This window comes from Seohaeicola sp., from assembly GCF_048006315.1.
Classification (GTDB): Bacteria; Pseudomonadota; Alphaproteobacteria; order Rhodobacterales; family Rhodobacteraceae; genus Seohaeicola.
The window spans coordinates 2409767-2428571 of record NZ_CP180350.1; the positions used below are offsets into that span (position 1 = coordinate 2409767).

Below are 18805 nucleotides of genomic sequence, written 5' to 3' on the forward strand. Positions count from 1 at the left end.
CAATCCATCCACCGGAAAAACTGGCCTGCGTTTTTATTTAAGTATATGTTTTATATGTATTTTTATTGCTTTTCGTGGTCTTCTTCGAGATTTATCCACGAATAATCCACAGCCGTTTCAAGATGGGAACATCAGCCGGGGTAAGGCAGTAATCCACAGGCGCGGGCCCTACCTACAAAAACATCATCCTTTTCTCTTATATATTTATTTTTTAAGAGGGATCATCACAGACGAGGCACAAATGACCGATCTTCTGGCCCTGGCCTACCCATGGATCAAGTCGATCCACATCATGGCGGTGATTACCTGGATGGCGGGCATCTTCTATCTTCCCCGTCTGTTCGTCTATCACGCAGAGCAATCCAGCCCCGGTGACAGTCGCGATCAGATTTTCACGGTGATGGAGTTCAAGCTCTACCGCTACATCATGAACCCTTCGATTATCTTCGTCTGGGTGTTCGGGCTGTTGCTTGTGATGACGCCGGGCATTGTGGACTGGTCGGCAATCTGGCCTTGGGCCAAGGCTGTCGCTGTTGTCGCCATGACATGGTTCCACATGTGGCTGGGGAAACGACGCAAGGAATTCGCCGCTGGTGCCAATGTCCTGTCGGGTCGGAACTACCGGATCATGAACGAGGTGCCGACGATCCTGATGATCGTGATCGTCATCGCCGTTGTCGTGAAATTCTGATCAGAATTGACTTGAGGTCGGGATTTACCTAAAGACCGGTCAAGCCGCCCGTCCGGGCGGATGTTTCCACTTGAAAAAAGACCACGTGCCGCGCTTGTGCCCGGTCTGCAGGATATTTCCATGAACGACGATGTCACCCAAACCATCGAACGCCTGAACCTGTCTGATCTGAAGGCAAAAAGCCCCAAGGATCTTCTGGCGATGGCCGAGGATCTCGAGATCGAGAACGCATCGACCATGCGCAAGGGCGACATGATGTTCGCCATCCTCAAGGAGATGGCCGAAGAAGGCTGGGAGATTGGCGGCGACGGCGTTCTGGAAGTGCTTCAGGATGGTTTCGGTTTCCTGCGCTCGCCCGAGGCCAATTATCTTCCTGGCCCCGATGATATCTATGTTTCGCCCGACATGATCCGCCAATACGCCCTGCGCACCGGCAACTCGATCGAGGGCGTCATGAAGGCACCCGAGGAAAACGAGCGCTACTTCGCGTTGACCAACGTGAACTCGATCAATTTCGAGGATCCCGAAAAGGCGCGTCACAAGATCGCTTTCGAAAACCTGACGCCGCTTTACCCGGATGAGCGCCTGAAGATGGAGATCGAGGATCCGACGATCAAGGACCGGTCGGCACGGATCATCGATCTGGTCGCGCCTATCGGAAAAGGGCAGCGTTCCCTCATCGTGGCGCCGCCGCGCACGGGTAAGACGGTGCTTCTGCAGAACATCGCGCATTCGATCGAACGCAACCATCCTGAATGCTATCTGATCGTTCTGTTGATTGACGAACGGCCGGAAGAGGTGACGGACATGCAGCGTTCGGTCAAGGGCGAGGTGATCTCGTCGACCTTTGACGAACCGGCAACCCGACATGTGGCCGTGTCTGAAATGGTGATCGAAAAAGCCAAACGACTGGTCGAGCATAAGCGCGACGTCGTCATCCTGCTGGACAGCATCACGCGCCTGGGCCGGGCGTTCAACACCGTGGTTCCGTCCTCTGGCAAGGTCCTGACGGGTGGTGTCGACGCGAACGCCCTGCAGCGCCCCAAGCGGTTCTTTGGTGCCGCGCGTAACGTTGAAGAGGGTGGATCGCTGACGATCATCGCAACGGCGCTGGTCGATACGGGCAGCCGCATGGACGAGGTGATCTTCGAAGAATTCAAGGGCACCGGCAACTCGGAGATCGTGCTGGACCGGAAGGTTGCCGACAAGCGCGTGTTCCCGGCCATGGATATCCTCAAGTCCGGCACCCGGAAAGAGGATCTGCTGGTTGATGCGAAGGATCTTCACAAGACCTTTGTCCTTCGCAGGATCCTCAACCCGATGGGTACAACAGACGCAATCGAATTCCTGATTTCGAAGCTGAAACAGACGAAGACAAACGGCGAGTTCTTCGATTCCATGAACTCGTAACTTTTTATTTAAAAACAAAAGGTTACATATAGCATGGACACGATTTTCGCTCTTGCCACCGCGCAAGGTAGGGCGGGGGTGGCGGTCGTTCGCATTTCGGGCCCTCTGGCACATGATGCATGCCGGCGACTGTGCGGTGACGTGCCTGCACTGCGTGTCGCCTCGGTGCGGGTTCTGGTTGATGCGAATGATGTCCGGTTGGATGAAGCGCTTGTTCTGGTGTTCGAAGAGGGTGCCAGCTTTACCGGCGAGAAGGTTGTCGAATTTCACCTGCATGGCAGCATCGCGGTCATCGCGGCAGTATTGCGGACGCTGTCTGCATTGCCTGGCTTGCGTGCGGCAGAAGCCGGAGAGTTTACGCGACGTGCGCTTGAGAATGGCCGCATTGATCTTGCACAGGTCGAAGGACTTGCGGATCTGATTGATGCAGAGACCGAGGCGCAGCGCCGTCAGGCGCTGCGCATTTTATCTGGGGACCTTGGCAGACTGGCGGAAGGGTGGCGTCGTGACCTGATCCGCGCGGCTGCCCTTCTGGAAGTAACGATAGACTTCGCAGATGAAGAAGTGCCGGTGGACGTGACCCCCGAGGTTTCAGAGCTTTTGACTGGGGTCAGAATTGCCCTCGCGCGCGAGAGTGAAGGCGTCAAGACAGCCGAGCGTATTCGTTCAGGGTTCGAGGTGGCGATCGTCGGGGCACCCAATGTGGGAAAATCCACGCTTTTGAATGCCTTGGCTGGTCGTGAAGCAGCCATCACATCCGAATATGCAGGAACAACCCGGGATGTGATCGAAGTCAGAATGGATATCGGCGGTATTCCTGTGACCCTTCTTGATACTGCTGGCCTTCGCGAAACAACGGACGTGATCGAGGAAATTGGAATCCGTCGCGCGCGGGAACGCGCTGGCTTGGCTGATTTGCGTGTGTTCCTTGTTGAAGGTGACGTCGCGCCCGACATGTTCCCTGAACCGGATGACATTGTCCTGCGGGCAAAGGCGGATCTTTTGAGCGACAAGGCGGGCGGGGTTTCCGGGATCAGTGGCGAAGGGATCGAATCTCTGATAGAGAGCATCAGCAGCAAGCTTTCGCTCAGGTTGGGTTCTCTTGGGATTGCTACACGCGAACGCCACCGGATCGCCATGCAGCGCGCCGTTCTTTCGCTGGATGCGGCTGCCGAGAAGCTTGAGCTTGGGCCAGATCTTTATGATCTTGCGGCCGAGGAAGTGCGGCAAGCCGTACGGGCGCTGGAATCGCTTGTGGGGCGTGTGGATGTGGAAAATTTGCTGGATGAGATTTTTTCCAGCTTCTGTGTCGGGAAGTAAGAAATGTTTCACGTGAAACACTCTGATTTCGATGTGATCGTGGTTGGCGGCGGCCATGCCGGCGCCGAGGCGGCGCATGCAGCGGCACGCATGGGTGTTCGTACTGCCCTGGTGACGTTGCGGCGCGACAGCATAGGGGTGATGTCCTGCAACCCGGCTATTGGTGGCCTTGGTAAAGGCCACCTTGTGCGTGAGATCGATGCCATGGATGGCGTGATGGGTCGTGTGGCAGATCGTTCCGGCATTCAGTTCCGTTTGTTGAACCGCAGGAAAGGCCCCGCCGTGCAGGGGCCGCGCGCGCAATCGGATCGCAAGATCTATCGCGAAGAAATGCAAAGAGAGCTGGGTTTGCTGGAAAACCTGGTGATCGTTGAAGGTGAAGTCACCGACTTCATCATGGATCGCGACCAAGTGCGTGGTGTCAGGCTGGCGGATGGCGCTGATCTGCATGCGAGTGCCGTGGTGCTGACGACTGGCACATTTTTGCGGGGAGTTATCCATATCGGTAACGTGTCGCGGCCAGGTGGTCGGATGGGCGACAAGCCATCTGTCCCTTTGGCGCATCGGATCGACAGTTTCGGTTTGCCCCTTGGCCGCTTGAAGACCGGGACGCCACCGCGCCTTGATGGGCGCACGATCGCGTGGGATTGTCTGGAGTCGCAGCCCGGGGACGATGATCCAGTGCTGTTTTCCTTCCTGTCAAAATCGCCGCCGTTGCGCCAAGTCGCGTGCGGGATCACCCATACGAACGCGCAGACCCATGACATCATTCAGAAAAACCTTCAGCGTTCCGCCATGTATGGTGGCCATATCGAGGGTGTCGGCCCGCGTTACTGCCCTTCGATAGAAGACAAGGTTGTTCGTTTCGCGGACAAGACTTCTCACCAGATATTCCTGGAGCCTGAGGGTCTCGATGATCATACGGTTTATCCCAATGGAATATCGACGTCCTTGCCAGAGGATGTTCAGCACGATTATGTCCATTCGATTGTGGGCCTTGAGGATGCAGTGATCCTGCAACCAGGGTATGCGATCGAATATGATTATGTTGATCCGCGGGCGCTTGATTTGCGGTTGGCGGTGCGGGACGTTCCCGGCCTTTACCTTGCCGGGCAGATCAATGGCACCACTGGCTATGAAGAGGCAGCCGCCCAAGGTCTTGTGGCCGGCCTGAACGCCGCCGCCGCCGCTTCGGGGCGAGATCCGGTAACCTTTAGCCGGGCCGATAGTTATATCGGCGTGATGATAGACGATCTTGTCTCTCGTGGTGTGGCCGAACCTTACAGGATGTTCACGTCGCGCGCGGAGTTCCGGCTGTCGCTGCGTGCGGACAATGCCGATCAGCGCCTGACGCCCAAGGCCTTGGACATCGGTTGCGTCGGGTCTGCGCGGGAAGTCGCTTTTTCAAGGAAGATGGAAGCCTTGAGCGGGGGCCGGGCTTTGCTGGATCAAAGCAGCCATACACCAAAGTCGCTTATCTCGTTGGGTCTGAGCTTGAATCAGGACGGCGCACGGCGATCCGCGTTTCAGCTTCTTGCTTATCCGGATGTGACCTTTGACCACCTGGTGCAGCTTGATCCAAGGCTCGCCGAAATCGCGCCCGATATTCGGGAACAGCTGGCCAAGGATGCGCTTTACGCGACCTATATTGAACGGCAACAGCGCGATGTTGATGCGATGCGGCGGGATGAGATGCAGGAAATTCCTGCGGATTTCGCGTTTTCCGGGATCGATGGCCTGTCGAACGAGCTCAAGATGAAGTTGGGCCGTGTGCGCCCTGCGAATCTGCATCAGGCGGCAAAGATTGATGGGATGACGCCCGCCGCGCTGACGCTGATCCTTGCAAAACTCCGCCAAGCTCGAAGAGAGAGGCTTGCGTGAACTCTTTCTCGGCAGAGGATCTCGATGTTTCACGTGAAACATTCGAGAGGCTCCAGTGCTATGCAGCGCTTCTGGAAAAATGGACGCTCAAGATCAACCTGATTTCGCGATCCACGATTCCGTTTATCTGGTCCCGACATATTCGCGACTCGCTTCAGGTTTACCGGGCGGGACCCGAGGCCTTTGACAGTTGGGTTGACCTTGGTAGCGGTGGGGGGTTGCCTGGTGTTGTTGTCGCGATTTTGGCAGCGGAGTCGCCAGCGCAGAAAATGGTTCGATTGGTTGAAAGCGATGGAAGAAAGGCCGCCTTCTTGCGGACCGTTCTGCGAGAGACCGCTGTGCCGGGAACCGTGATCTGCGAAAGAATCGAGGCACTTGCCCCGCAGGGTGCGGATGTGTTGTCAGCCCGTGCGCTTGCGGACCTCAATACGCTTCTGGGTTTTGCGGCCAGACATTTGTCGCCTGCGGGGGTCGCTCTGTTTTCTAAAGGAGCAACCTGGGAAAAAGAGGTTGAAAGGGCGCGTCAGGAGTGGTCATTTTCCTGCGAAGCCCTTGAGAGTGAGACGGAAAAAGGATCCGTGATCCTGAAAATCGGAGATATTGCACGTGTCTGACCCGCTTCGTCCACCAGGGCCTCGAATCATCGCCATCGCGAATCAAAAAGGTGGTGTCGGCAAGACTACCACAACAATCAACCTGGGCGCCGCGCTGGCGAAACTGGGTGTGAAGGTGCTTGTCGTTGACCTTGATCCCCAAGGCAACGCCTCGACTGGCCTCGGAATCGAGGCTGATGATCGCGAATATACCACTTATGAGCTTTTGCTGGACGATGTCGGGCTTTCCGAAGTGATAAAGCCCACGGCGAACGAGGGGCTTTATATCGTGCCGGCAACTGTCGACCTGAGTTCGGCCGATGTTGAGCTTGTGTCGAACGAAAAGCGCAGCTTTCTGCTGCACGACGCCCTGCGCCAGTTCGCGATGGACGATCTGGCCTTTGATTATGTGCTGATCGATTGTCCCCCTTCGCTGAACCTGCTGACGGTGAATGCAATGGTGGCCGCGCATTCGGTTCTGGTTCCGCTTCAGTCAGAATTCTTTGCGCTGGAGGGTTTGTCGCAACTGATGCTCACGATCCGCGAGGTCCGTCAGACCGCGAATGAGGGGCTTCGCATCGAAGGTGTTGTGTTGACCATGTATGATATACGCAACAACTTGTCCCAACAGGTCGAAGCCGATGCACGCGAAAACCTTGGCGAGCTGGTATTCAAGACGATGATCCCGCGCAACGTCCGCCTGTCCGAGGCGCCGTCTTTCGCGAAATCCGTTCTGGATTATGACCCCGAGTCCAAGGGTGCGCGGGCCTATCTGGACCTGGCCAAAGAGCTTCTGAAAAACCATGGCCGAGCGGCCGTCAACGAGGGTGCAGCAACATGAACGACAAGAAGCCGAAAACCCGCGGTCTGGGCCGTGGTTTGTCCGCACTCATGGCTGACGTCTCTGTTCCGGAGGACCGTACCAGTGAATCGGGGCAGGCCCGCCGCCCGGATCTGCTTGTACCGATTGAGAAAGTCTTTCCGAACCCGCAGCAGCCGCGGCGCAGTTTTGTCGCCGAACAGCTTGAAGATCTTGCTGCCTCCGTGCGTGAAAAGGGTGTTATTCAGCCCCTGATCGTTCGTCGACGCGCGCAGCAGGAGGGTACCTACGAGATTGTTGCCGGCGAGCGTCGCTGGCGTGCGGCGCAGATGGCGCAGCTACATGAACTGCCTGTTCTGGTCCGCGACTTCGATGATGTCGAAGTTTTGGAAATTGCGATCATCGAAAACATTCAGCGGGCAGATCTGAACCCGGTTGAAGAGGCTGTCGGCTACAAGCAGTTGATGGAAAAGTTCGGACACACACAAGAGAAGCTATCGGAGGTTCTTGGGAAAAGCCGCAGCTATATTGCGAACCTGGTTCGACTGCTGCAGCTTCCGGAAGAGGTTCAGACCTATCTTCGCGAGGGAAAGCTGTCTGCTGGTCATGCCCGTGCCTTGATCACGGCGAAGGATCCTGCGGCCCTGGCGCGCAAGGTGATCCAGGGTGGTCTTTCGGTTCGTGAGACCGAGCGCCTGGCGAAGGCGGCTGATCTTCCTGCAGGTGGTGGCGAGTCGAGCACCAAGAAGCGCAGCGCGCCCGAAAAGGACGCGGACACCCGCGCGCTTGAGGGCGATTTGTCGGCGAATCTGGGCATGAAAGTCTCGATTCAGCACGATAGCGGGCAGGAGTCGGGTGTGATCTCGATTCGCTATGACTCGTTGGAGCAGCTTGACGATCTCTGCCAGAAGCTTGGGTCCTGACCGCTTAGTTCGTCAGCAGCTCCGACAGTATGGCGTTCAGCACCATGCGCCCCTGTCGCGTGACGGTGATACGGTCGCCGTCGCTTTCGATCATGCCAAGCTCTGAGAGGTGATCTAGCCTGTCTTGCGGTAAGGCTTTGCCGGCAAGCGCCGTGTAACGCGACGCATCGACGCCTTCAGCCAGGCGAAGACCCATCATCAGGAACTCACTGGCCTGATCATCGCCGGACAGGGCGACCCGTTCCTTTTCGCCAAGCGCATCCAGTGTCGTATCCAGCCATTTCTGTGGATTGCTCCAGGCTTCGGTCGCGTGACGCTGTCCGTTCAACGTCAGCCTCCCATGTGCGCCCGGACCGATGCCAATATAGTCGCCATAGCGCCAATAGACCCTGTTATGGCGGGATTCGGCCCCAATCCTCGCATGGTTCGAGACTTCATAGCTCAGAAAACCAGCATCTTCGCACATGTCCTGCGTTGCCTGATACATGTCAGCAGACAGGTCGTCTGGCGGAAGACCCTTCAGTTTGCCTCGTGCATAGCGGTCACCAAAGGCGGTGCCGTCCTCGATCGTCAACTGGTAGAGGGACAGATGATCAACGGCCATGCCAAGCGCTTGTTTCAGCTCGGTTTTCCAGTCCTGAAGCGTCTGATCCTGGCGGGCATAGATCAGATCGAAACTGACCCGGTCAAAATGACTGCGGGCAATCTCAAAGGCGGCCATCGCCTCGGATCTCGAGTGAATGCGGCCCAGCCTTTGCAGATCTGTATCGTTAAGTGCTTGAATTCCCATTGAAATTCTGTTGACGCCGGCATCGGCATAGGCTTTGAAACGGCCAGCCTCGACCGATCCGGGGTTGGCCTCGAGCGTCACTTCCAGGTCGTTGGCCTGGGGCCAGTGTTGTCTGATCCGGTCAAGCACGCCTGCAACCACATCGGGGTTCATCAGGCTGGGTGTTCCCCCGCCAAAGAAGATCGACGTCAGTACGCGCCCCGGTGTTGCCTGTGCGTAACGGTCTATTTCCCGCTGGTAGGCGGCCAACCACCGGGTTTGGTCGATGTGGCGTGCGACATGGCTGTTGAAGTCGCAGTAGGGGCATTTGGCCTGACAGAAGGGCCAATGCACGTAGATGGCGAAGCCGCCCTGTTGCCAATCCTCAGCCAAAGCAGCCTGCAACCAGTTTCCCGAAGGCATCGGCACGGTGGCTGATCCGGTTCTTTTCCCAGCGAGCCATTTCACCGAAGGTCTGATCATACCCATCCGGCTGGAAGATCGGGTCGTAACCATGTCCCTGATCGCCGCGCATCGGCCAGACGATCTTGCCGGGCATCACGCCCTCAAAGACTTCGTCATGCCCGTCAGGCCAAGCCAGTACAAGGGTGCAGCAGAAGCGGGCGGTGCGCGGCTGTGGCGCGTTCGCGGCTTCCAGTTCCTCATGGGCGCGGGTCATGGCCATCACGAAATCGCGCCCGTTCGGGGTTTCTGCCCAATCTGCCGTGTAGACTCCCGGTGCCCCATCCAGCGCATCGATGGCTATGCCTGAATCGTCCGCCAGCGCGGGCAGGCCGGTTGCCTGCGCCGCGGCATGAGCCTTGATCCTGGCGTTTCCGACAAAAGTAGTCTCTGTTTCGTCTGGTTCCGGCAGGTTCAATTCGGCCGCGCCGACGACCGATACCCCGAATGACACAAGAAGATCAGCGATCTCGTCAAGCTTGCCCTTGTTATGGGTCGCAACCAGAAGACGATCGCCAGAGAATTTACGCATCGACCGCAGCCCTTTGCGCGGCGACAAGATCCTTCACACCAAGTTCTGCAAGATCCAGCAGTTCATTCATCTGTGCGCGGGAATATGTGGCGCCCTCTGCGGACATCTGAACCTCGATCAACTTGCCGCTGGCCAGCATGATGAAGTTGCCATCCACACCGGCTTCGCTGTCTTCGGGGTAATCAAGGTCCAGAACGGCCTGACCTGCGTAAATACCGCAAGAAACAGCTGCAACAGGCTCGATCAGGGGGTCGGTGGTCACCGCGCCTGTCTTCATCAGCTTGTCCACGGCCAGGCGCAGTGCAACCCAACCGCCGGTGATTGATGCGCAGCGTGTGCCGCCATCCGCTTGGATCACGTCGCAATCAACGGTGATCTGGCGCTCGCCCAGTGCCACGCGGTCAACGCCGGCCCGCAGCGAACGACCGATCAGCCGCTGAATTTCAACGGTCCGGCCGCCTTGCTTGCCGCTTGCCGCTTCGCGACGCATGCGGCTTGTGGTCGAACGGGGCAGCATCCCGTATTCTGCCGTAACCCAGCCAAGGCCGCTGCCCTTGATGAAGGGGGGCACACGATCCTCGATCGTTGCGGTACACAAGACATGCGTATCGCCCATCCGGATCATGCAAGACCCTTCGGCATGTTTGGTCACGCCGGTTTCAATTGAAATCGGGCGCATTTCGCTTAGTTTTCTGCCTGAGGGGCGCATGTCTGGACCTTTCCTGAGTTATCGCCGGGGATACAGTCCAGACAGCCCGAAACGCAAGCCTGATTGACCTTTTCCACGCAGGCTCTTTAATGGTGTTCCATCAGGAAAGCCGCGATGACCGAAGGAAAATCCATCCTCGATGAGATGAACGACCGTTCGCGCGAAGTATTTCGCCGCGTTGTCGAAGGCTATCTTGAAAGCGGCGACCCTGTCGGCAGCCGAACCCTGACACGGACGATGTCCGAAAAGGTCAGCGCTGCGACCATCCGCAACGTGATGCAGGACCTTGAATACCTTGGATTGCTGGGAAGCCCCCATATCAGCGCGGGCCGTATTCCCACACAGCGCGGGTTGCGGATGTTCGTGGATGGTCTGCTTGAGGTGGGTGACCTGAACGAGCAGGATCGCATCAAGATCGACGAAACGCTTGGCAGCAACACTTCGGATGTGACCGGTATGCTGGACAGGATCAGCACGGCCTTGTCCGGCGTTACTCGCGGCGCATCACTTGTGCTTGCCCCCAAGCACGAGGCGCCGATCAAACACGTGGAATTCGTCAACCTGGGCCATGAACGTGCGCTTGTCGTTCTGGTCTTTGCAGATGGCCATGTCGAAAACCGCCTGTTCACGCCGCCTGCCGGGCAAACACCCTCATCGATGCGCGAGGCCGCGAATTTCCTGAATGCGCTGATCGAGGGCAAGACCCTGTCGGATCTTCAGACGGCCATCCGCCGCGAGATCGACTCGCGCCGACAAGAGATTGACGGTCTGGCCCATGCCCTTGTGGAAAGCGGAATCGCGGTCTGGACCGGAGAGGGAGACGCGCCAGAGCGTCTGATCGTCAGGGGGCGCGCGAACCTTCTGAGCGGTGCGGGCGGGGATGAAGAGTTGGACCGGATCCGCCACCTCTTCGATGATCTCGAGAGAAAAAAGGATATCGCCGAGTTTCTTGACCTTGCCCAGCAGGGCGAGGGTGTGCGCATTTTTATAGGCTCGGAGAACAAACTTTTCTCACTTTCGGGTTCCTCTTTGGTGGTCAGTCCATATATGAACGCTGATCGGAAGATCATCGGTGCGGTTGGGGTCATCGGACCCACGCGCCTGAACTATGGACGGATTGTGCCGATCGTGGACTACACGGCACAACTGGTTGGACGCATGATATCTGACCGGAGCTAGAGGTGAGTTATGGCAGAGCCGAAAAAAGACGATTTCCTTGACGATATCGAAGCCGCAGAAGCGGAAGAATATGCAGAGGACTCGATCGAATATAGCGCTGAGGCAATCGAGCTTGATACGCTGCGTGCGGAACGCGATGAGCTGAAGGATCGGTTCATGCGCGCCCTTGCCGATGCCGAGAACGCGCGCAAGCGGTCCGAAAAGGATCGTCGCGAAGCAGAGCAGTATGGCGGATCCAAGCTTGCCCGCGATCTGCTGCCGGTCCACGACAACCTCAAGCGTGCACTTGAGGTTGCGACGGATGAGCAGCGCGCGACCTTTGGTCCCCTGCTGGAGGGGGTCGAGCTGACCCTGCGCGAATTGCTCAGCGTCTTCGGCAAGCACGGGATCACGGTCATCAGCCCGCAGGTTGGCGACCGTTTCGATCCGCAACTGCATCAGGCCATGTTCGAAGCCCCCGTTCCCGGCACCAAGGCGGGCGACATCATCCAGGTGTCCGGCGATGGTTTCATGCTGCACGACCGTCTGCTGCGCCCTGCGCAGGTCGGCGTGTCGTCCATGCCTGCAAGCTGACAAGGACGCGTTCAAGCTTTCACCAACAGGGGCGTCGCAATCAGGTTTGCGACGCCTCTTTCAGTTCGTAGATCAGCTGTAGCGCCTCCCGTGGGCTCAATTCGTCGGGATGAATCGCCTGCAAACGCTCTTCCAGAACGGATGGCTTTTGTGGTGGCGCTGGTTGGGGTGGTGGTGCCATCGAAAACAACGGCAGGTCGTCCACAATCGCCTTTTGCTTGCCCGCACCTTCGCGTTCACCCTTTTCCAGCGCGTCAAGCACCACGCGGGCACGGCTGACAACCGCATCGGGCAGTCCCGCCAGCTTTGCGACCTGCACACCATAGGACCGATCCGCCGCACCCTTGCGTACCTCATGCAGGAAAATGACGTCGCCCTCGAACTCCTTCACGCTGACCGTTGCATTATCCACCCGGTCCAGTTTTCCGGCCAGCGCCGTCAGTTCATGGTAGTGGGTCGCAAAAAGCGCGCGGCATCTGTTCATGTCATGCAGATGCTCAAGCGTCGCCCAGGCGATGGAAAGCCCGTCATATGTGGCAGTGCCGCGGCCGATTTCATCGAGAATCACCAGGGCATGGTCGTCCGCCTGATTGAGAATGGCAGCGGTTTCGACCATTTCGACCATGAAGGTCGATCGCCCGCGCGCCAGATCATCCGAGGCACCCACGCGACTGAACAGTTGACTGACCAGACCGATCTCGGCGCGCGCTGCGGGCACGAAGCTGCCGATCTGCGCCATAAGGGCGATAAGCGCCGTTTGGCGCAGAAATGTGGACTTCCCCGCCATGTTCGGGCCGGTCAACAGCCAGATATCGGTGCCGTCACCCAGATCGCAATCATTGGCGACAAATGGTGCGCCACCCTGTTTGCGCAGTGACTGTTCCACGACGGGATGCCGTCCGCCTTCGATCAGCAGGCGCCGGGAATTGTCGATCTTGGGCCGTGTCCAGTTCTCGCCCCGGGCCAGATCTGCAAGGGCGCTGGACAGATCCAGTTCCGCCAGGGCCCGCGCGGTTGCGCCGATATGGGCGGCAGCATCCAGAATACTGTCTTTCAGGGTGGAATAGAGCCGCTTTTCGATCTCAAGCGCATGGCCGCCAGCGTTCAGGATGCGGGTTTCCATCTCGGTCAGGTCAGGGGTGGTAAAGCGCAGCTGGTTCGCCGTTGTCTGCCGGTGGCGGAATGTGTCGGACAGGGGTTCTGACAACATCCGTTCCGCATGTGTCGCCGTGACTTCGATGAAGTAGCCCAGAACGTTGTTGTGCTTGATCTTGAGCGACTGAATGCCCGTCTGGCTGGCATATTCGGTCTGCATCCTTGCGATGACGGATCGCCCCTCGTCCCGCAGGGCGCGCATCTCGTCCAGTTCGGCGTCATACCCCGTGGCGATAAACCCACCATCACGGGCCAGAAGCGGGGGTTCCGCGACAAGTGCCTGCCCCAGAAGATCGATCAGTGCGTCATGACCCAAAAGCGCCGAGGCGGATTGCTTCAGCAATGAAGGAAGTTCGCTGGGCTGCAGGATTGTGGCGATCCTGTCAGCCTGCTCCAGGCCGTTGCGGATCGCCGCAAGGTCGCGGGGTCCGCCGCGATCCAGCGCAAGTCGCGACAAGGCGCGATCCAGGTCAGGAACCTTGCGCAGGGCCTCACGCAGATCATCACCAAGACGTCCGCTGTCGTGGATGAATCCCACGGAATCGAGCCTGCTGTTCAGCGTTTCAAGGTCGCGGGCCGGGCTGGACAGCCGCCGCTCCAGAAGGCGCGCGCCACCTGCGGTGACAGTGCGATCAATTGCAGACAACAGGGACCCCGCCCGCCCGCCGGTCAGTGCATGGGTCAGTTCAAGATTGCGCCGCGTTGCGGCATCGATCTGCATGACCCCGGCTTCGGCCTCTCTGACGGGTGGGCGCAAAAGTGGCAGGTTTCCTTTCTGGGTGATGTCCAGGTATTCCACCACCGCGCCCAGCGCCGACACTTCGGCACGGTTGAACGTGCCGTAGGCCTCGAGCGACCCAATTCCGTAGAGGGCGCACAAACGCTTTTCCGCCGCGGTACTGTCAAACGCGGCCCTGCCAAGCGGCGTGAGGGCGGCACCGGAATCAGTGACGATTCCCGCCAGATCAGCCTCGGCTGCCTCGGATATGACAACTTCTGACGGCATCAGCCGCGCCAGTTCCGGGCCCAACCTTACCGGTGACATCGGCATCACATGGCATTCGCCGGTCGAAATATCGACCCAGGCCAATGCGGCCTCGTCCCGCACCAGGGAAAAGGCGCAAAGGTAATTGTTCCGCCGGGCTTCCAGCAGGGACTCCTCGGTCAGTGTTCCGGGCGTCACCAACCGGACGACATCGCGCCGCACCACCGATTTCGAACCGCGCTTCTTGGCCTCGGCCGGGTCTTCCATCTGCTCGCATACCGCGACACGAAACCCCTTGCGGATCAGGGTCAGCAGGTAGCCTTCGGCGGAATGGACAGGCACGCCGCACATGGGGATATCCTGCCCGTCATGCTGGCCCCGTTTCGTCAGTGCAATATCCAGCGCCTGAGACGCGGCTACGGCATCCTCGAAGAACATCTCGTAGAAGTCGCCCATCCGGTAAAACAGAAGTGCGCCGGGATACTGTGCCTTGATCCCGAGATATTGTGCCATCATTGGCGTTGCGGCGGCTTGTTCTGCTGACACGGTATCCCCTCGTTTTCTCGGCAGACCTTACAAATCCCGCTTCTTTGGTAAAAGGCGAAAACGCAAAAGCGTTGAGGCGCAGGCTGCGGCAGGCTAAGACGCTATGACCCTCAGAAAGAACAGGCCGCAGCGCATGACAAAGACCAGACTGACCCGCGAAGAGGCTCTTGCCTTTCATATGGAGCCGACACCCGGCAAGTTCGAGATCACCGCAACCGTACCCATGGCCACGCAGCGCGATCTGAGCCTGGCCTATTCGCCCGGTGTCGCGGTCCCCTGCGAGGAAATCGCCGCCGCCCCCGAGACGGCTTATGACTACACCAACAAGGGTAACCTTGTGGCCGTGATTTCCAACGGAACGGCGGTTCTTGGTCTGGGCAACCTTGGCGCGCTGGCCTCGAAGCCGGTGATGGAAGGCAAGTCGGTTCTGTTCAAGCGTTTTGCCGATGTGAACAGTATCGACATCGAGCTGGACACCGAAGACCCCGAGGCGTTCATCAATGCCGTTCGTCTGATGGGCCCCACATTCGGCGGTATCAACCTCGAGGATATCAAGGCGCCCGAGTGCTTCATCATCGAGCAGCGCCTGAAAGAGGTGATGGATATCCCCGTCTTTCATGACGACCAGCACGGCACGGCCGTGATCTGCGCCGCCGGTTTGATCAATGCCCTGCATCTGTCCGGCAAGAAGATCGAAGATGTACGGATCGTTCTGAACGGGGCAGGGGCGGCCGGGATCGCCTGTCTCGAGCTGCTCAAGTCGATGGGCGCGAAACACGACAATTGCATCATGTGCGACACCAAGGGCGTGATCTATCAGGGTCGCACCGATGGGATGAACCAGTGGAAATCGGCCCATGCCGCGCGCACCGATCTGCGGACGCTGGAAGAGGCGATGAAGGATGCGGATGTGTTCCTTGGGGTGTCCGCCAAGGGTGCGGTGACGCAGGCCATGGTCGAATCCATGGCGCCGGATCCGGTCATCTTTGCCATGGCCAACCCTGACCCTGAAATCACACCGGAAGAGGCGCATGCCGTGCGCCCCGATGCCATCGTTGCGACCGGGCGATCGGACTATCCTAACCAGGTGAACAACGTCCTTGGTTTTCCCTACCTGTTCCGCGGTGCGCTGGATATCCACGCCCGTGCCATCAATGACGAGATGAAGATCGCCTGCGCCGAGGCTCTGGCCGAACTTGCACGCGAGGATGTCCCGGACGAGGTGGCCATGGCCTATGGCCGCAACCTCAGCTTCGGGCGCGATTACATCATACCGACACCGTTTGACCCGCGCCTGATCTATCGCATTCCACCCGCCGTCGCGCGCGCCGGCATGAAAACGGGCGCCGCGCGCCGCCCGATCATCGACATGGACGCCTATGAGGTCGGCCTGAAAGGCCGCATGGATCCGACCGCGAATATCCTGCGCGGGATTCATGCGCGTGCGCGTGCGAACCAGGCGCGGATGATCTTTGCCGAAGGTGACGATCCGCGCGTCCTGCGCGCGGCAGTGACCTATCAGCGGTCCGGTTTGGGCAAGGCTCTTGTCGTCGGGCGTGATTACGATGTGAAGGCCAAGCTGGAAGCGGCGGGTATGGCCGATGCCGTGGCCGAGCTGGAGGTCGTCAACGCGGCCAACACCCCAAATCTCGAGATGTACAAGGACTTTCTCTATCAGCGCCTGCAGCGCAAAGGCTTCGACCGGCATGACATCCACCGGCTGGCGGCGCGTGACCGGCACGTCTTTTCGGCCCTGATGCTGGCGCATGGGCATGGCGATGGTCTTGTGACCGGGGCCACCCGCAAGGCCGCACATGTGATGGAGTTGATCAATCATGTCTTCGATGCGGACGCGGCGCATGGTGCGGCGGGCGTGACTGCGCTGCTGCACAAGGGCCGGATCGTGCTGATCGCGGATACCCTTGTCCATGAATGGCCTGACGAGAACGATCTTGCCACGATCGCCCAACGCGCTGCCGGCGTCGCACGTGATCTGGGGCTGGAGCCGCGTGTCGCCTTTGTCAGCTTCTCGACCTTCGGTTATCCGCGGTCAGAACGAGCCGAAAAAATGCATCGTGCCCCCCGTGTTCTGGAAACGCGCGGTGTTGATTTCGAATTCGAAGGCGAGATGACCGTCGATGTGGCCCTCAATCCGAAGGCGCAGACGACATATCCGTTCCAGCGCCTGACGGGTCCGGCGAATATCCTCGTGGTTCCGGCGCGACACTCTGCTTCGATCTCGGTCAAGCTGATGCAGGAAATGGCCGGGGCGACCGTGATCGGTCCGATCCTGTCGGGTGTCGACCAGTCGATCCAGATCTGTTCGACCAGTTCGACCGCCAACGATATTCTCAACATGGCGATGCTGGCGGCCTGCAAAGTGGGCTGACGGCAAACAGCGGGGGGCGGAATGGCGATCTATAATCTCGGCTCCATCAACGCCGATCTTCTCTATTCCGTTCCTCATCTGCCCGGGCCGGGCGAAACGCTTGCAGCAACCGGTTTTCGTCGTGGCCTGGGCGGCAAGGGTGCCAATATGTCCGTTGCTGCGGCGCGCGGGGCGTCGCATGTCGTTCATATCGGCGCGGTTGGCCAGGATGGGCGCTGGGCGCGGGATCTTCTGACGGAATATGGCGTGGATACGCGACACATAGCGGTTGTGGATGACGCGACCGGGCATGCGATCATCCTGTTGGACCCTGCAGGTGAAAACACGATCGTCATCGTCCCCGGCGCAAATCATGCCATGACCGAGCCGCAGATCGGTCTTGCGCTGGCAGAAGCATCGCCCGGCGATATCCTGCTGCTGCAGAACGAGACGACGCATCAGGCGTTTTGCGCCAGAACAGGGTCTGATCTTGGCTTGCGCGTGATCTATGCCGCCGCACCGTTCGACGCCGATGCCGTGAAGGACCTGCTGCCTTTTATGGATATGCTGATCCTGAACGCGGTCGAGGCCGGGCAATTGCAGCAGGCACTTGGCAAGGCCCCCGATGATCTGGGTGTCGCGGATGTCGTTGTGACCCTGGGTGGCGATGGCTGCCGTTGGTTTCATGCCGAAACCGGGCAGATCAGGGACTTTTCGGCCCTTCCTGTCACGCCTGTCGATACAACAGGGGCAGGCGATACGTTTACCGGTTTTCTGCTGGCGGGTCTGGATCGCGGGCAGCCGATGGAGCAGGCCATCGCCCTGGCGACAAAGGCGGCAGCCTTGATGGTGACGCGGGTCGGTACTGCTGACGTGATCCCCGATCTGCTTGAGATCGAGCAGATGGATCGCCCCCGGTAAAGCCGCTTTTCGCGAGGTCTGTTCCGGTCTAGCCTGCGCCTGAAAACAGGAGGGCCGGATGACGGATCACGTGACAACCCATCAGGCGGCGGAAGACGCCCGTAACGAGACGATCAAGATCTGGCTCAACGGGAAGATCGTGCCCAAGGCCCAGGCCATGGTCAGCGTCTATGACAGTGGCTTCATGCTGGGCGATGGCGTTTGGGAGGGTATCAGGCTCTATAACGGGAAATGGGCGTTTCTGGACGAACATATGGACCGCCTTTTCGAGGCGGCCAAAGCCATTGATCTTGATATCGGGCTAAGCCGCGATCAGGTCGTTCAGGCCGTGCTGGATACGCAGGCCGCCAATCAGATGACCGAGGACGCCCATGCCCGCCTGATGGTGACGCGGGGCGTCAAGACCCGGCCTTTCCAGCATCCCTCGCTGTCGCGGCAAGGCCCCACGATCGCGATCATCATGGAACATTCCAAGCCCAGCATTCCGCGCCCGATCCGGTTGGCCACGGTGCCGCATCTGCGCGGGCTGCCGATGACCCAGGATCCAAAGCTGAACAGCCATTCCAAGCTGAACTGCATCCTCGCCTGCATCGCCGCCGAGAAGGCAGGCGCCGATGAGGCATTGATGCTTGATGTGCATGGCTTTGTGAACACGACCAATGCCTGCAACTTCTTCATCGTCCGCAAGGGCCAGGTCTGGACCAGTACGGGCGACTATTGCATGAACGGGATTACGCGCCAGAAGGTGATCGACCTATGCCGCGAAAACGGGATTCCGGTGTTCGAACGCAATTATTCCCTTGTCGATACCTACGGAGCAGACGAGGCTTTTCTGACCGGCACATTCGGCGCGCAGACTCCGGTTGGCCATATCGACGGGCGCCAGATCGGCGAGGGTCAGATGGGTCCTGTCACCAAGCATATCAGGATGCTGTATCAGGCACTGATCCAGCGGGAAACGGCCTGAT

At 58.9% G+C, this 18805-nt stretch carries 16 protein-coding genes; 12 read left to right on the forward strand and 4 right to left on the reverse strand.

The features are described from left to right. The first annotated feature begins 241 nt into the window (after nt 1-241). From hemJ to ACMUJL_RS12205, 7 genes are all read left to right on the forward strand, one after another. Nucleotides 242-691 (forward strand): protoporphyrinogen oxidase HemJ, encoded by a 450-nt coding sequence (hemJ, locus tag ACMUJL_RS12175; RefSeq protein WP_068288528.1) that lies wholly within the window; start codon nt 242-244, stop codon nt 689-691. Between the two features lie 120 nt (nt 692-811). Continuing rightward, the gene (gene rho / locus ACMUJL_RS12180) at nt 812-2101 is read left to right on the forward strand and encodes a transcription termination factor Rho (RefSeq protein WP_416914283.1); all 1290 of its coding nucleotides are present in this window, start codon (nt 812-814) and stop codon (nt 2099-2101) included. 33 nt (nt 2102-2134) lie between these two features. Then, complete coding sequence (mnmE, locus tag ACMUJL_RS12185; protein WP_375567988.1) at nt 2135-3421, forward strand: tRNA uridine-5-carboxymethylaminomethyl(34) synthesis GTPase MnmE; 1287 nt, start codon at nt 2135-2137, stop codon at nt 3419-3421. Between the two features lie 3 nt (nt 3422-3424). Further along, nucleotides 3425-5302, forward strand: a complete 1878-nt coding sequence (gene mnmG / locus ACMUJL_RS12190) for a tRNA uridine-5-carboxymethylaminomethyl(34) synthesis enzyme MnmG (RefSeq protein ID WP_375567986.1) — start codon at nt 3425-3427, stop codon at nt 5300-5302. Further along, nucleotides 5299-5916 carry a 16S rRNA (guanine(527)-N(7))-methyltransferase RsmG gene (gene rsmG / locus ACMUJL_RS12195; RefSeq protein ID WP_068288531.1) on the forward strand — a complete coding sequence of 206 codons (618 nt, stop codon included), beginning with the start codon at nt 5299-5301 and terminating at the stop codon, nt 5914-5916. The genes mnmG and rsmG overlap by 4 nt, the downstream gene beginning before the upstream one ends. Continuing rightward, nucleotides 5909-6736: a ParA family protein gene (locus ACMUJL_RS12200; protein WP_068288534.1), complete on the forward strand. Its 828-nt coding sequence runs from the start codon at nt 5909-5911 to the stop codon at nt 6734-6736. Before rsmG ends, ACMUJL_RS12200 begins: the two co-directional genes overlap by 8 nt. After that, complete coding sequence (locus ACMUJL_RS12205) at nt 6733-7638, forward strand: ParB/RepB/Spo0J family partition protein (RefSeq protein WP_068288539.1); 906 nt, start codon at nt 6733-6735, stop codon at nt 7636-7638. The genes ACMUJL_RS12200 and ACMUJL_RS12205 overlap by 4 nt, the downstream gene beginning before the upstream one ends. A gap of 4 nt (nt 7639-7642) precedes the next feature. Here ACMUJL_RS12205 and hemW read toward each other — a convergent pair whose 3' ends face one another. From hemW to rph, 3 genes are read right to left on the reverse strand one after another with little or no spacing between them, the layout of a single operon-like run. Further along, nucleotides 7643-8800: a radical SAM family heme chaperone HemW gene (gene hemW, locus ACMUJL_RS12210; protein ID WP_375573913.1), complete on the reverse strand. Its 1158-nt coding sequence runs from the start codon at nt 8798-8800 to the stop codon at nt 7643-7645. Continuing rightward, complete coding sequence (gene rdgB, locus ACMUJL_RS12215; protein ID WP_375567983.1) at nt 8793-9401, reverse strand: RdgB/HAM1 family non-canonical purine NTP pyrophosphatase; 609 nt, start codon at nt 9399-9401, stop codon at nt 8793-8795. Before rdgB ends, hemW begins: the two co-directional genes overlap by 8 nt. After that, complete coding sequence (rph, locus tag ACMUJL_RS12220; protein WP_068288545.1) at nt 9394-10110, reverse strand: ribonuclease PH; 717 nt, start codon at nt 10108-10110, stop codon at nt 9394-9396. The genes rdgB and rph overlap by 8 nt, the downstream gene beginning before the upstream one ends. A 114-nt stretch (nt 10111-10224) precedes the next feature. Here rph and hrcA point away from each other — a divergent pair, with 114 nt between their 5' ends. Together hrcA and ACMUJL_RS12230 are read left to right on the forward strand one after the other, a co-directional pair. Next, nucleotides 10225-11289 carry a heat-inducible transcriptional repressor HrcA gene (hrcA, locus tag ACMUJL_RS12225; RefSeq protein ID WP_416914284.1) on the forward strand — a complete coding sequence of 355 codons (1065 nt, stop codon included), beginning with the start codon at nt 10225-10227 and terminating at the stop codon, nt 11287-11289. A gap of 9 nt (nt 11290-11298) precedes the next feature. Next, nucleotides 11299-11862, forward strand: coding sequence for a nucleotide exchange factor GrpE (locus ACMUJL_RS12230; RefSeq protein WP_068288547.1), 564 nt, complete (start codon nt 11299-11301; stop codon nt 11860-11862). A 40-nt stretch (nt 11863-11902) separates the two neighbouring features. Here ACMUJL_RS12230 and mutS read toward each other — a convergent pair whose 3' ends face one another. Further along, complete coding sequence (gene mutS, locus ACMUJL_RS12235; protein WP_375567978.1) at nt 11903-14518, reverse strand: DNA mismatch repair protein MutS; 2616 nt, start codon at nt 14516-14518, stop codon at nt 11903-11905. Between the two features lie 163 nt (nt 14519-14681). Between mutS and ACMUJL_RS12240 the strand changes: the two genes are divergently transcribed. Genes ACMUJL_RS12240 through ACMUJL_RS12250 form a run of 3 tightly spaced genes read left to right on the forward strand, consistent with a single transcriptional unit; the run spans nt 14682 to nt 18804 of the window. Continuing rightward, nucleotides 14682-16937, forward strand: coding sequence for an NADP-dependent malic enzyme (locus ACMUJL_RS12240; RefSeq protein ID WP_375567976.1), 2256 nt, complete (start codon nt 14682-14684; stop codon nt 16935-16937). 21 nt (nt 16938-16958) lie between these two features. Next, the gene (locus tag ACMUJL_RS12245) at nt 16959-17837 is read left to right on the forward strand and encodes a ribokinase (protein ID WP_375567974.1); all 879 of its coding nucleotides are present in this window, start codon (nt 16959-16961) and stop codon (nt 17835-17837) included. Nucleotides 17838-17895: 58 nt separating this feature from the next. Continuing rightward, nucleotides 17896-18804 (forward strand): D-amino acid aminotransferase, encoded by a 909-nt coding sequence (locus ACMUJL_RS12250; protein WP_068288553.1) that lies wholly within the window; start codon nt 17896-17898, stop codon nt 18802-18804. Nucleotide 18805: the final 1 nt, after the last annotated feature.

Coding starts and splice junctions, on each gene's coding strand:
- hemJ (WP_068288528.1), top strand. CDS start 242: ATGACCGATCTTCTGGCCCTGGCCTACCCATGGATCAAGTCGATCCAC.
- rho (WP_416914283.1), top strand. CDS start 812: ATGAACGACGATGTCACCCAAACCATCGAACGCCTGAACCTGTCTGAT.
- mnmE (WP_375567988.1), top strand. CDS start 2,135: ATGGACACGATTTTCGCTCTTGCCACCGCGCAAGGTAGGGCGGGGGTG.
- mnmG (WP_375567986.1), top strand. CDS start 3,425: ATGTTTCACGTGAAACACTCTGATTTCGATGTGATCGTGGTTGGCGGC.
- ACMUJL_RS12205 (WP_068288539.1), top strand. CDS start 6,733: ATGAACGACAAGAAGCCGAAAACCCGCGGTCTGGGCCGTGGTTTGTCC.
- rdgB (WP_375567983.1), bottom strand. CDS start 9,401: ATGCGTAAATTCTCTGGCGATCGTCTTCTGGTTGCGACCCATAACAAG.
- rph (WP_068288545.1), bottom strand. CDS start 10,110: ATGCGCCCCTCAGGCAGAAAACTAAGCGAAATGCGCCCGATTTCAATT.
- hrcA (WP_416914284.1), top strand. CDS start 10,225: ATGACCGAAGGAAAATCCATCCTCGATGAGATGAACGACCGTTCGCGC.
- ACMUJL_RS12230 (WP_068288547.1), top strand. CDS start 11,299: ATGGCAGAGCCGAAAAAAGACGATTTCCTTGACGATATCGAAGCCGCA.
- mutS (WP_375567978.1), bottom strand. CDS start 14,518: ATGATGGCACAATATCTCGGGATCAAGGCACAGTATCCCGGCGCACTT.
- ACMUJL_RS12240 (WP_375567976.1), top strand. CDS start 14,682: ATGACAAAGACCAGACTGACCCGCGAAGAGGCTCTTGCCTTTCATATG.
- ACMUJL_RS12245 (WP_375567974.1), top strand. CDS start 16,959: ATGGCGATCTATAATCTCGGCTCCATCAACGCCGATCTTCTCTATTCC.
- ACMUJL_RS12250 (WP_068288553.1), top strand. CDS start 17,896: ATGACGGATCACGTGACAACCCATCAGGCGGCGGAAGACGCCCGTAAC.